Genomic DNA, 12,960 nt, shown 5'->3' with positions numbered 1-12,960 from the left:
TATGCTAGATTATGTATTTGCTTTATTTTTCATGGGATTCCCAGGAGTCCAAATTTTAGTATTGGTGTCTTCTATATTTCTAGCTCTTAAAAGAAATAAGTTAAATAAAAGGGTGTATGGATTATTTTTCCCGATTGTTATAACCTTGTGTAATATTTGGCTTATTTCAATAGATCGCACAGAGCTTTTTGATGATGTTTTAAGATTCTATTTCTTTCTAATCTCTTTTTGTTTTCCAATGCTCATTACAGCAGTAATTTACCATGCTCTTCGATTGTCTTCTATCTATTCTCTATTAAGGTGGAAGATGATAGTTATTAGCTTTTGCTACTTAATTGGTTTAGTCTTCCATCTTCTTAATACTATGTATTGGAATGAAGTCTTTCATGGACATCAAAATGTATTTAATGCTTTGCTTATTGGGACCGTTGTTATTTCATTTCTTCCTTCCATATATTTATTTTTTGTACAAAGAAAAGTTGAACAAGTACCTACTAGCTAAATTTAAGTAAACTAAAATGTTTTAACCTGATAAAAATTTTCAAAACTTTAAACTACAGAAAGGATTGTTTGGTTCCTTACAGTAACTGAACACGGGACTAATTCCCGTAAAATATCTTTTACTGTATAAAAACCTACTCTACATTCTTTGAAAGGAGTTGAACACGCCCTAAATGCTAGGTGAAAAAGATAAATTATCTTGTGAGCTTGCTTACTTCAAGAATTTTCTATTTTCACTTGATATTTTACGGGCTCTGTATCCTATATGTCTAACATTCAAAACATGTCCCTTGAGGACATCATGGGAGAGCGCTTTGGTCGCTACTCCAAGTATATTATTCAAGACCGGGCTTTGCCAGACATTCGTGATGGTTTGAAGCCGGTTCAGCGTCGTATCCTTTATTCGATGAATAAGGATGGCAATACCTTTGACAAGAGCTACCGTAAGTCTGCTAAGTCTGTCGGGAACATCATGGGGAATTTCCACCCGCATGGTGACAGCTCCATCTATGATGCCATGGTTCGTATGTCACAGGATTGGAAGAATCGTGAGATTTTGGTCGAAATGCACGGTAACAACGGCTCTATGGATGGAGATCCGCCTGCGGCTATGCGTTATACTGAGGCACGTTTGTCTGAAATTGCAGGCTACCTTCTTCAAGATATCGAGAAAAAGACAGTTCCCTTTGCATGGAACTTTGACGATACCGAGAAAGAACCAACTGTTTTGCCAGCAGCCTTTCCAAACCTTTTAGTCAATGGTTCGACTGGGATTTCGGCTGGATATGCCACAGATATTCCACCGCATAATTTAGCTGAGGTCATTGATGCGACGGTTTACATGATTGATCACCCAACAGCCAAGGTGGACAAGCTCATGGAATTCTTGCCTGGACCAGACTTCCCGACTGGAGGGATTATCCAGGGTCGTGATGAAATTAAAAAGGCCTATGAAACCGGAAAAGGGCGCGTGGTTGTTCGTTCCAAGACTGAGATTGAAAAGCTAAAAGGTGGTAAGGAACAAATCGTTGTCACTGAGATTCCTTATGAAATCAACAAGGCTAATCTGGTTAAGAAAATCGATGATGTTCGTGTTAATAACAAGGTAGCTGGGATTGCTGAGGTTCGTGATGAGTCTGACCGTGACGGTCTTCGCATTGCTATCGAACTAAAGAAAGACGCGAATACGGAGCTTGTTCTCAACTATCTTTTCAAATATACCGACCTACAAATCAATTACAACTTTAACATGGTGGCGATTGACAATTTCACACCTCGTCAGGTTGGAATTGTACCAATCCTGTCTAGCTACATCGCCCACCGTCGTGAAGTGATTCTGGCCCGTTCACGCTTTGACAAGGAAAAGGCTGAGAAACGTCTCCATATCGTGGAAGGTTTGATTCGCGTGATTTCGATTTTGGACGAAGTCATTGCTCTTATCCGTGCTTCCGAAAATAAGGCTGACGCCAAGGAAAATCTCAAGGTCAGCTATGACTTTACAGAAGAGCAGGCTGAGGCCATTGTTACCTTGCAACTTTACCGTTTGACCAATACAGACGTGGTTGTCTTGCAGGAAGAAGAAGCAGAACTTCGTGAAAAGATTGCCATGCTTGCGGCTATCATCGGTGATGAACGGACTATGTACAATCTTATGAAGAAAGAACTTCGTGAGGTCAAGAAGAAATTTGCGACACCACGTTTGAGCACTTTAGAAGACACTGCGAAAGTAATCGAAATTGATACAGCTAGTCTTATCGCCGAGGAAGATACCTACGTCAGCGTGACCAAGGCAGGTTACATCAAGCGTACCAGTCCACGTTCTTTTGCGGCTTCCACTCTGGAGGAAATTGGCAAACGTGATGATGACCGTCTCATCTTTGTTCAATCTGCTAAGACAACCCAACATCTTTTGATGTTCACGACTCTTGGAAATGTCATTTATCGACCAATTCATGAATTGGCAGATATTCGCTGGAAGGATATCGGAGAGCATCTGAGCCAAACCATCACAAACTTTGAAACTAACGAAGAAATCCTTTATGTTGAAGTAGTAGATCAGTTCGATGATGCGACAACCTATTTTGCAGCTACTCGGGTCGGTCAAATTAAACGGGTAGAACGAAAAGAGTTCTCTCCATGGCGAACCTATAAATCTAAATCAGTCAAGTATGCTAAGCTTAAAGACGAGACAGACCAGATTGTAGCAGTGGCTCCGATTAAACTAGATGATGTTCTTTTGATTAGCCAAAATGGTTATGCCCTTCGTTTCAATATTGAAGAGGTTCCGGTTGTTGGTGCCAAGGCTGCAGGTGTCAAAGCTATGAACCTGAAAGCAGATGATGTCCTCCAATCCGCCTTTATCTGTAACACCTCATCCTTCTACCTCTTGACTCAGCGTGGAAGCTTGAAACGTGTTTCCATTGAGGAAATTCCAGCAACCAGCCGTGCCAAACGAGGACTACAAGTCTTGCGTGAGTTGAAAAACAAACCACACCGTGTCTTCTTAGCAGGAGCAGTTGCAGAGCAAGGTTTCGTTGGTGATCTCTTTAGTACAGAAGTGGAAGAAAACGACCAAACTCTGCTTGTTCAATCCAATAAAGGAACAATCTATGAAAGTCGGTTACAAGACTTGAACCAGTCAGAACGCACAAGCAACGGCAGCTTCATCTCTGACACGATTTCAGATGAAGAAGTTTTTGACGCTTATCTTAAAGAAGTATTTACAGAAGCAAAATAAGTGAAATGAAGAATCAGTTCTAAGAGCTGGTTCTTTTTTATTGAAGAAATTTTCTGAAAATTACAAAATATACTTGCTATTTTAGAAAAATAGTGTAGAATATAAGAAATAGGTTTTTAGAATAAGGAGTGGAATATGACAGTAACGATTGATTGGGAAAATCTCGGTTTTTCCTATATGAAATTACCTTATCGCTATATTGCTCATTTTAAAAATGGACAATGGAATCAAGGAGAACTTACAGAAGATGCAACCTTGCATATTTCAGAGTCTTCTCCAAGTCTTCACTATGGTCAACAAGCATTTGAAGGTTTGAAAGCTTATCGTACTAAGGATGGCAGTGTTCAACTGTTCCGTCCTGATGAAAATGCCAAGCGTCTGCAACGTACTTGTGATCGTCTCTTGATGCCACAAGTTCCGACAGACATGTTTGTAGAAGCTTGTAAGGCAGTTGTTCGTGCGAATGAAGAATATGTACCTCCATACGGAACAGGTGGAACCTTATATCTTCGCCCTCTTTTGATTGGTGTCGGAGATATTATTGGGGTTAAACCAGCAGAAGAGTATATTTTCACCATCTTTGCCATGCCAGTTGGTAATTACTTTAAGGGTGGTTTGGTTCCAACCAACTTCTTGATTCAGGATGAATACGACCGTGCCGCTCCAAATGGTACAGGTGCGGCTAAGGTTGGTGGGAACTATGCTGCAAGTCTCTTGCCAGGGAAATTGGCTAAGTCACGTCATTTCTCAGATGTTATCTACCTAGACCCTTCAACTCATACAAAGATTGAAGAAGTCGGTTCAGCTAACTTCTTTGGAATTACAGCTGACAATGAGTTTGTAACACCATTGAGTCCATCTATCTTGCCATCTATTACTAAGTATTCTTTGCTTTATTTGGCAGAACATCGCTTGGGCTTAACTCCTATTGAGGGAGATGTCCCAATTGATAACCTTGACCGTTTTGTAGAGGCAGGTGCCTGTGGTACAGCAGCAGTTATTTCGCCAATTGGTGGAATTCAGCACGGTGATGATTTTCATGTGTTCTATAGTGAAACAGAAGTTGGCCCTGTGACTCGTAAACTCTATGATGAATTGACAGGTATTCAGTTTGGTGATATTGAAGCGCCAGAAGGTTGGATTGTAAAAGTAGATTAAAATAAACAAAAGGAGATTTTTGATGAAATCGAAAAAGTGGCTCTTAACAGCAGGAGTGGTCCTGAGCACAACAGCTCTTTTAGTGGCTTGTGGAAAAGCTGATAAAGAAGCAGATGCACCGACAACATTTTCATATGTCTATGCAGTAGATCCAGCATCTTTGGACTATAGTATAGCGACTCGTACATCTACAACAGATGTCATCGGGAACGTGGTTGATGGCTTGATGGAAAACGACCAGTACGGAAATGTTATTCCTTCCTTGGCTGAAGATTGGTCTGTCTCAAAAGATGGTTTGACTTATACCTATAAACTTCGTAAAGGAGTTAAATGGTATACATCAGAAGGTGAAGAATACGCAGAAGTAACAGCCCATGACTTTGTGACAGGACTAAAACACGTAGCTGACGGCAAGTCAGACGGTGTTTCTCTCATCCAAAATTCAATCAAGGGCTTGGATGCCTATATGACTGGTGAGACCAATGATTTCTCTACAGTTGGTGTCAAGGCCTTGGACGATTACACAGTTGAATATACCCTAAACAAACCAGAAAGCTTCTGGAACTCTAAAGTCACAACAGCGACGATGTTGCCTGTGAATGAAGAGTTTTTGAAGGCATCAGGTAAAGATTATGGAGCAGTTACTCCAGCAGGAATTCTCTACAATGGTCCTTATATCTTGAAGACCTTGACATCTAAATCGTTAATTGAATACGAGAAAAACCCAAATTACTGGGATAAAGAAAAGGTAAAAATAGAGAAGATTAAATTGACCTACTACGATGGCTCTGATCAGGAATCGTTGATTCGTAGTTTCTCTTCTGGTGCCTATACGACAGCCCGTCTCTTCCCAAGTAGCTCAAACTTTGCTTCTACTTTGGAACAATACGGAGATAAAATCACTTATAGCCCACAGGACTCAAGCAGCTATTACTTTACCTTTAACGTAAATCGTCAGTCATATAATAAAACTGCGAAAACAAGTGAAGAACAAAAGACTTCTACTAAAGAAGCTATGCTTAATAAGGACTTCCGTCAGGCTATCAACTTTGCCTTCAACCGCCATTCTTATGCTGCACAGCTAAATGGTGAAGACGGTGCGGACAAGATTATTCGTAACAGCCTCGTTCCTGACAACTTTGTACAAGCAGGTGGTAAAAACTTTGGTCAAATCGCTCAAGCAGAGTTGGTGAACTATGGTGACCAATGGAAAGGTGTTGAGCTAGTTGACGGTAAGGATTCTATCTACAATCCTGACAAGGCTAAAGCTGCTTTCGAAAAAGCTAAGAAAGACTTGGAATCTAAAGGGGTAACATTCCCAATTCACTTGGATGTCCCAGTTGAACAAACAGATACCATCGCTGTTCAACAAAGCAACTCTTTCAAACAGTCTATTGAATCAACTCTTGGTGCTGAAAATGTTGTTATCGACGTTCTTCAAATGACAGATAATGAAAAGGAAACAATCACTTCTCAAGCGCGTGTTCCTTCTCAAAAAGATTATGATTTGAACAGTACAGGATGGGCTCCAAGCTATCAAGACCCAGCATCTTACTTGAATATCATGGATCCTAAATCAGGTTCTGCTATGAAACACCTTGGTATTACTAAAGGGAAAGATAAGGATGTTGTAGCTAAACTTGGTTTGGACCAATATAAGAAATTATTGGATGATGCAGATTCAGAAACTACAAATCTTGAAGAACGCTATGAAAAATATGCCAAGGCTCAAGCTTGGTTGACAGATAGTTCATTATTGATGCCAACAGCCTCATCTGGTGGTTCTCCAGTTGTAAGTAATGTCGTGCCATTCTCAAAACCATACTCACAAGTTGGTATTAAGGGTGACCCATATATCTTTAAAGGAATGAAATTGCAAAAAGATATTGTTACAACAAAAGAATATGAAGAAGCACTGAAAAAATGGCAAAAAGAAAAATTGGAATCAAATGGTAAGTACCAAAAAGAACTAGAAAAACACATTAAATAATGCGGAAAACTCTATATCGGACAAGCCCGATATAGAGTTTTTTCTTGCTAGTTTTGGGATTTTCTTGTAAAATAGAAAAAGTGAAGAGAGGTATGAAATGAGTAAGAAAGATAAAAAAATTGAAATTCAAGTAGCAGATGCCAAGGTTAATGTAGGAAAAGACAGTTTTGAAGGCTATACATTGACAATTGGTAAAAAAGTTATCGGAGAAATTGCCGAATTAGACGGACAATTTGCCATCATAAAGAATGGAAACGTCGATAGTTTTTATAAAAAATTGGAAAAAGCTGTGGAAATTTTGATTGAAAATTATAATTTAGCAAAATAAGTCTTGTTTTTTTGAAATTTTCATGATATAATAGTCCATGTTGATTGTAGGAGAGATAGCGAAGAGGCTAAACGCGGCGGACTGTAAATCCGCTCCTTCGGGTTCGGGGGTTCGAATCCCTCTCTCTCCATTTCATCAATGGGGTATAGCCAAGCGGTAAGGCAAGGGACTTTGACTCCCTCATGCGTTGGTTCGAATCCAGCTACCCCAGTTCTTAGGTAATGATCAAGATAAAAAGCAAAATATCTTAGGGTATTTTATTTTTATAATTGAAAGACGTGAACGATATGAACATGTCCTTGCGGGTGCTTAGGAAAAAAATTATAAGTATGTCAAGTTTAAGAAAAACTTGATTGTTGGAGGATTTTTTAGATGAACGAATTTGAAGATTTGCTAAATAGCGTTAGCCAAGTTGAGACTGGTGATGTTGTTAGTGCTGAAGTATTGACAGTTGATGCGACTCAAGCTAACGTTGCAATCTCTGGGACTGGTGTTGAAGGTGTCTTGACTCTTCGCGAATTGACAAACGATCGCGATGCAGATATCAATGACTTTGTTAAAGTAGGAGAAGTATTGGATGTTCTTGTACTTCGTCAAGTAGTTGGTAAAGATACTGATACAGTTACATACCTTGTATCTAAAAAACGCCTTGAAGCTCGCAAAGCATGGGACAAACTTGTTGGTCGCGAAGAAGAAGTTGTTACTGTTAAAGGAACTCGTGCCGTTAAAGGTGGACTTTCAGTAGAATTTGAAGGTGTTCGTGGATTTATCCCAGCTTCAATGTTGGATACTCGTTTCGTACGTAACACTGAGCGTTTTGTAGGTCAAGAATTTGATGCTAAAATCAAAGAAGTTGACGCTAAAGAAAACCGCTTCATCCTTTCACGTCGTGAAGTTGTTGAAGCAGCTACAGCAGCAGCTCGCGCTGAAGTATTCGGTAAATTGGCTGTTGGTGATGTAGTAACTGGTAAAGTTGCACGTATCACAAGTTTCGGTGCTTTCATCGACCTTGGTGGTGTTGACGGATTGGTTCACTTGACTGAATTGTCACATGAACGTAACGTATCACCAAAATCAGTTGTAACTGTTGGTGAAGAAATTGAAGTGAAAATCCTTGATCTTAACGAAGAAGAAGGACGCGTATCACTTTCACTTAAAGCAACAACACCTGGACCATGGGATGGCGTTGAGCAAAAATTGGCTAAAGGTGATGTAGTAGAAGGAACAGTTAAACGTTTGACTGACTTCGGTGCATTTGTTGAAGTATTGCCAGGTATCGATGGACTTGTTCACGTATCACAAATTTCACACAAACGTATTGAAAATCCAAAAGAAGCTCTTAAAGTTGGTCAAGAAGTTAAAGTTAAAGTTCTTGAAGTTAACGCAGATGCAGAGCGCGTATCACTTTCTATCAAAGCTCTTGAAGAGCGTCCAGCTCAAGAAGAAGGACAAAAAGAAGAAAAACGTGCTGCTCGTCCACGTCGTCCAAAACGTCAAGAAAAACGTGATTTCGAACTTCCAGAAACACAAACAGGATTCTCAATGGCTGACTTGTTCGGTGATATCGAACTCTAATCAAATTGAAAATACACAAAATCCTTTGTTTACTTAACAAGGGATTTTTCTTTTGTCTGTAAGCCTTTTTTGATATAATAGTTCTATGTTAGAATCAGAAAAACAATCACGTTATCAAATCTTAAATGAGGAGTTCTCTTTTTTATTGGAAGGTGAAACCAATGTTTTGGCTAATCTTTCCAACGCCAGTGCTCTTCTAAAATCACGCTTTCCTAATACCGTATTCTCAGGCTTTTATCTGTTTGATGGAAAGGAATTGGTTTTAGGTCCTTTCCAAGGTGGTGTTTCCTGCATCCGTATTGCACTTGGAAAAGGTGTTTGTGGGGAGGCAGCTCACTTTCAGGAAACTGTTCTGGTTGGTAATGTAACAACTTATCCCAACTATATTTCTTGTGATAGTCGAGCTAAAAGTGAAATTGTTGTTCCGATGGTTAAGAATGGTCAATTGCTCGGGGTTCTGGATCTGGATTCTTCAGAGATTGATGATTATGATGCTATGGATCGAGATTATTTGGAACAATTTGTCGCTATTTTGCTTGAAAAGACAGAATGGGACTTTACAATGTTTGGGGAGAAAGCCTAATGTATCAAGCTCTTTATCGAAAATATAGAAGTCAAAACTTCTCCCAGTTGGTTGGACAGGAAGTTGTGGCTAAGACTCTTAAACAAGCAGTAGAGCAAGAGAAAATAAGTCATGCCTATCTTTTCTCTGGTCCACGTGGAACGGGAAAAACTAGTGTGGCTAAGATCTTTGCCAAAGCTATGAACTGTCCCAATCAAGTGGGTGGTGAACCTTGTAATAACTGCTATATTTGTCAAGCGGTGACGGATGGTAGTTTAGAAGATGTCATTGAAATGGATGCAGCCTCTAATAACGGGGTGGATGAAATCCGTGAAATTCGTGATAAATCTACCTATGCGCCTAGCCTTGCTCGTTATAAGGTCTATATCATAGATGAGGTTCACATGCTGTCTACAGGAGCTTTTAATGCCCTCCTAAAGACGTTAGAAGAGCCAACACAGAATGTGGTCTTTATTTTGGCTACTACTGAATTGCACAAGATACCTGCGACTATTCTATCCCGTGTGCAACGTTTTGAATTTAAATCGATTAAGACACAGGATATTAAGGAACATATTCACTATATCTTAGACAAAGAAAATATCAGTTCTGAACCAGAGGCTGTGGAAATCATTGCTAGACGGGCTGAAGGTGGAATGCGAGACGCCTTGTCTATTTTGGATCAAGCCCTAAGTTTAACACAGGGAAATGAATTGACGACTGCCATTTCTGAAGAAATTACTGGCACTATTAGCCTATCAGCCTTGGATGATTATGTGGCTGCCTTGTCTCAACAGGATGTTCCCAAGGCCTTGTATTGCTTAAATCTTCTCTTTGACAATGGTAAGAGCATGACTCGTTTTGTGACCGACCTTTTGCACTATTTAAGAGACTTGTTAATTGTCCAAACAGGTGGAGAAAACACTCATCATAGTCCAGTCTTTGTAGAAAATTTGGCACTTCCTCAAGAAAATCTGTTTGAAATGATTCGCTTGGCGACAGTCAGTTTAGCAGATATTAAGTCTAGTTTGCAACCTAAGATTTATGCTGAGATGATGACTATTCGTTTGGCAGAGATTAAGCTTGAACCAGCTCTTTCTGGGGCAGTTGAACATGAAATTTCTGCATTGAGACAGGAAGTTGCCCGTCTCAAACATGAACTCTCAAATGTGGGCACTGTACCAAAAACAACTAGTCCAGTACTTACCCGTCCAGCAGCGAGCAAGACCGTCTATCGTGTGGATCGTAATAAAGTTCAATCTATCTTACAAGAGGCTGTCGAAAATCCTGATTTAGCACGTCAAAATCTGATTCGTCTGCAGAATGCCTGGGGAGAGGTGATTGAAAGTCTAGGAGGCCCTGATAAGGCTCTATTAGTTGGTTCTCAACCGGTTGCGGCCAATGAACACCATGCTATTCTTGCTTTTGAGTCTAACTTCAATGCTGGTCAAACCATGAAACGAGACAATCTCAACACTATGTTTGGCAACATCCTCAGTCAGGCAGCAGGTTTTTCACCTGAGATTTTAGCCATTTCCATGGAGGAATGGAAAGAAGTTCGCGCAGCCTTTTCAGTCAAAGCCAAATCTACTCAAACTGAAAAAGAAGCAGAAGAAAGTCTGATTCCAGAAGGATTTGAATTTTTGGCTGATAAAGTGAAGGTAGAGGAAGACTAAAGAAAGATTTCATGATACAATAAGTTTATGAATAGACAACAATTTATTATTATCGCGCTGTTTACAGCTGCTGAGACCTATTTTTTTAATGAAGCCTGGATGACTGGTCGCTATATTATGGCAGCCTTTTGGGCCATTCTGCTCTTTAGAAATTTTCGAGTTAGTTACTTGATGGGCAAGATTGTAGATGTCATTGACCAGCATTTGAAAGGAAAAGACTAGTCCTCAGCTTCTAGACAAAATCAAAGCCTTTTAGGCTTTTTTTTGTTATACTATAAAAGTATATTTATTGACCTTTTACCGTGTTTTCTAGGAAAATCAAGTATGTCTCTAGTAACGCTGTAAAGGCCTTGAAAAAGAAAGGAACTATCATGTCAGTATTAGAGATCAAAGATCTTCACGTTGAGATTGAAGGAAAAGAAATTTTAAAAGGGGTTAACCTGACCCTGAAAACAGGAGAAATCGCCGCTATCATGGGGCCAAATGGTACTGGTAAATCGACTCTTTCTGCAGCTATTATGGGAAATCCAAACTATGAGGTGACCAAAGGTGAGGTCTTGTTTGATGGCGTAAACATCCTTGAGTTGGAAGTGGACGAGCGTGCGCGTATGGGACTTTTCCTTGCTATGCAATACCCATCAGAAATTCCTGGTATTACTAACGCTGAGTTTCTTCGTGCAGCCATGAATGCTGGTAAAGAAGATGATGAAAAAATTTCAGTTCGTGAGTTTATCACTAAATTGGATGAGAAGATGGAATTGCTTAACATGAAAGAAGAAATGGCTGAGCGTTACCTCAACGAAGGTTTCTCTGGTGGTGAGAAAAAACGTAATGAAATTCTTCAACTTTTGATGTTGGAGCCAACATTTGCTCTTTTGGATGAGATTGATTCTGGTCTTGATATTGACGCTCTTAAAGTTGTATCGAAAGGGGTCAATGCCATGCGTGGTGAAGGCTTTGGTGCTATGATTATCACTCACTACCAACGTCTTTTGAACTATATCACACCAGATGTGGTACACGTGATGATGGAAGGTCGTGTTGTCCTTTCTGGTGGTCCAGAATTGGCTGCGCGTTTGGAGCGTGAAGGATACGCAAAACTAGCTGAAGAACTTGGCTATGACTACAAGGAAGAATTGTAATTCCCTCGTATCTTTTAGGAGAAGTAAATGACTAAAGAAAATATTAAACTTTTTTCAGAAATGCACGCTGAACCAAGCTGGTTGGCTGACCTCCGTCAAAAAGCTTTTGATAAGATTGAGAGTTTAGAATTACCAGTTATTGAGCGTGTCAAATTCCACCGTTGGAATCTGGGGGATGGAACGATTACAGAAAATGAGCCATCAGCAAATGTTCCAGATTTCACTGCACTAGATAACCACTTGAAATTGGTGCAAGTAGGAACTCAGACTGTTTTTGAGCAAACTCCAGTTGAGTTGGCTGAACAGGGTGTCGTCTTTACAGATTTTCACTCAGCTTTAGAAGAAATTCCAGAGCTTATTGAGGAATTCTTCATGTCATCTGTTAAGTATGACGATGATAAGTTGGCAGCCTACCATACAGCTTATTTCAATAGTGGTGCTGTTCTCTACATTCCTGATAATGTTGAGATTAAAGAACCAATCGAAGGTATTTTCTACCAAGATAGTGATAGTGATGTGCCGTTTAACAAGCATATTATGATTATCGCTGGTAAAAACTCTAAGATTAGTTATCTGGAGCGTTTAGAGTCACGCGGTGAAGGAAGTGCCAAAGCAACTGCTAATATAACAGTAGAAGTCATTGCTCGTTCAGGTGCTCAAGTCAAGTTTGCAGCTATTGACCGTCTAGGTGAAAACGTTACTGCCTACATTAGCCGTCGTGGTAAGTTGGGCAATGATGCAAGTATTGATTGGGCAATCGGTGTCATGAACGAAGGAAACGTCGTTGCTGACTTTGATAGCGACTTGATTGGAAATGGTAGCCATGCAGATCTCAAGGTTGTAGCTCTTTCAAGTGGTCGTCAGGTACAAGGGATTGATACTCGTGTAACCAACTACGGCTGTAACTCAATCGGAAATATCCTGCAACATGGGGTTATTCTTGAGAAAGCAACTTTGACCTTCAATGGTATTGGCCACATCATCAAGGGGGCCAAGGGAGCAGATGCGCAACAAGAAAGCCGTGTTCTTATGTTGTCAGATCAAGCGCGTTCAGATGCCAATCCAATTCTTTTGATTGACGAGAATGATGTTACTGCAGGTCACGCAGCTTCTATCGGTCAGGTAGATCCAGAAGACATGTACTACCTCATGAGCCGTGGTTTAGATAAGGCGACTGCAGAACGTTTGGTTGTCCGTGGTTTCCTTGGCTCAGTTATCGTTGAGATTCCAGTCAAGGAAGTTCGTGATGAAATGATTGCAACTATCGAAGAAAAATTGTCAAAACGCTAAG

Annotated in this window: 11 protein-coding genes and 2 tRNA genes; all 13 read left to right on the top strand. The window is 40.1% G+C overall.

The genetic code is table 11. The features are described 5' to 3' along the window. Position 1 precedes the first annotated feature (1 nt). The 13 genes from JJN14_RS06115 to sufD all read left to right on the top strand — a co-directional run bounded on the left by JJN14_RS06115 (position 2) and on the right by sufD (position 12,959). Positions 2-502: a hypothetical protein gene (locus tag JJN14_RS06115; RefSeq protein ID WP_042751383.1), complete on the top strand. Its 501-nt coding sequence runs from the start codon at positions 2-4 to the stop codon at positions 500-502. Between the two features lie 264 nt (positions 503-766). After that, positions 767-3,238 (top strand): DNA topoisomerase IV subunit A, encoded by a 2,472-nt coding sequence (gene parC, locus JJN14_RS06110; RefSeq protein ID WP_201058143.1) that lies wholly within the window; start codon positions 767-769, stop codon positions 3,236-3,238. A gap of 135 nt (positions 3,239-3,373) precedes the next feature. Continuing rightward, the gene (locus JJN14_RS06105) at positions 3,374-4,396 is read left to right on the top strand and encodes a branched-chain amino acid aminotransferase (protein WP_033676924.1); all 1,023 of its coding nucleotides are present in this window, start codon (positions 3,374-3,376) and stop codon (positions 4,394-4,396) included. A gap of 22 nt (positions 4,397-4,418) precedes the next feature. After that, on the top strand, positions 4,419-6,386 hold the full coding sequence (locus JJN14_RS06100; protein WP_000837408.1) for a peptide ABC transporter substrate-binding protein: 1,968 nt from the start codon (positions 4,419-4,421) through the stop codon (positions 6,384-6,386). Between the two features lie 97 nt (positions 6,387-6,483). Further along, a complete protein-coding gene (locus JJN14_RS06095; RefSeq protein ID WP_000037113.1) occupies positions 6,484-6,714 on the top strand; it encodes a DUF2969 domain-containing protein in 231 nt (76 codons plus the stop codon). 49 nt (positions 6,715-6,763) lie between these two features. After that, positions 6,764-6,844 (top strand) — tRNA-Tyr (locus JJN14_RS06090). A gap of 9 nt (positions 6,845-6,853) precedes the next feature. After that, positions 6,854-6,925 (top strand) — tRNA-Gln (locus JJN14_RS06085). Between the two features lie 161 nt (positions 6,926-7,086). Next, entirely contained in the window at positions 7,087-8,289 is a 1,203-nt protein-coding gene (rpsA, locus tag JJN14_RS06080) for a 30S ribosomal protein S1 (protein WP_001001630.1), read from the top strand. 85 nt (positions 8,290-8,374) lie between these two features. Further along, positions 8,375-8,872 (top strand): GAF domain-containing protein, encoded by a 498-nt coding sequence (locus tag JJN14_RS06075; protein ID WP_201058142.1) that lies wholly within the window; start codon positions 8,375-8,377, stop codon positions 8,870-8,872. After that, positions 8,872-10,527, top strand: coding sequence for a DNA polymerase III subunit gamma/tau (gene dnaX, locus JJN14_RS06070; RefSeq protein ID WP_201058141.1), 1,656 nt, complete (start codon positions 8,872-8,874; stop codon positions 10,525-10,527). Before JJN14_RS06075 ends, dnaX begins: the two co-directional genes overlap by 1 nt. Before the next feature lie 27 nt (positions 10,528-10,554). Continuing rightward, the gene (locus JJN14_RS06065) at positions 10,555-10,749 is read left to right on the top strand and encodes a DUF3272 domain-containing protein (protein ID WP_001081602.1); all 195 of its coding nucleotides are present in this window, start codon (positions 10,555-10,557) and stop codon (positions 10,747-10,749) included. A gap of 149 nt (positions 10,750-10,898) precedes the next feature. Then, positions 10,899-11,669, top strand: a complete 771-nt coding sequence (sufC, locus tag JJN14_RS06060; RefSeq protein WP_000114489.1) for a Fe-S cluster assembly ATPase SufC — start codon at positions 10,899-10,901, stop codon at positions 11,667-11,669. A 27-nt stretch (positions 11,670-11,696) separates the two neighbouring features. Further along, positions 11,697-12,959, top strand: coding sequence for a Fe-S cluster assembly protein SufD (gene sufD / locus JJN14_RS06055; RefSeq protein WP_201058140.1), 1,263 nt, complete (start codon positions 11,697-11,699; stop codon positions 12,957-12,959). Position 12,960 lies beyond the last annotated feature (1 nt).

Origin of the sequence: Streptococcus mitis (assembly GCF_016658865.1) — a bacterium.
Classification (GTDB): Bacteria; Bacillota; Bacilli; order Lactobacillales; family Streptococcaceae; genus Streptococcus; species Streptococcus mitis_BT.
The sequence above is the reverse complement of the archived record's forward strand: the minus strand, read 5'-3'. Positions and strand labels throughout refer to the sequence as shown.

What these genes read in the sequence shown, in the direction of transcription:
- JJN14_RS06100 (WP_000837408.1), top strand. Translation starts at nt 4,419, where the DNA reads ATGAAATCGAAAAAGTGGCTCTTAACAGCAGGAGTGGTCCTGAGCACA.
- sufC (WP_000114489.1), top strand. Translation starts at nt 10,899, where the DNA reads ATGTCAGTATTAGAGATCAAAGATCTTCACGTTGAGATTGAAGGAAAA.
- JJN14_RS06115 (WP_042751383.1), top strand. Translation starts at nt 2, where the DNA reads ATGCTAGATTATGTATTTGCTTTATTTTTCATGGGATTCCCAGGAGTC.
- JJN14_RS06065 (WP_001081602.1), top strand. Translation starts at nt 10,555, where the DNA reads ATGAATAGACAACAATTTATTATTATCGCGCTGTTTACAGCTGCTGAG.
- JJN14_RS06095 (WP_000037113.1), top strand. Translation starts at nt 6,484, where the DNA reads ATGAGTAAGAAAGATAAAAAAATTGAAATTCAAGTAGCAGATGCCAAG.
- dnaX (WP_201058141.1), top strand. Translation starts at nt 8,872, where the DNA reads ATGTATCAAGCTCTTTATCGAAAATATAGAAGTCAAAACTTCTCCCAG.
- parC (WP_201058143.1), top strand. Translation starts at nt 767, where the DNA reads ATGTCTAACATTCAAAACATGTCCCTTGAGGACATCATGGGAGAGCGC.
- JJN14_RS06105 (WP_033676924.1), top strand. Translation starts at nt 3,374, where the DNA reads ATGACAGTAACGATTGATTGGGAAAATCTCGGTTTTTCCTATATGAAA.
- rpsA (WP_001001630.1), top strand. Translation starts at nt 7,087, where the DNA reads ATGAACGAATTTGAAGATTTGCTAAATAGCGTTAGCCAAGTTGAGACT.
- sufD (WP_201058140.1), top strand. Translation starts at nt 11,697, where the DNA reads ATGACTAAAGAAAATATTAAACTTTTTTCAGAAATGCACGCTGAACCA.
- JJN14_RS06075 (WP_201058142.1), top strand. Translation starts at nt 8,375, where the DNA reads ATGTTAGAATCAGAAAAACAATCACGTTATCAAATCTTAAATGAGGAG.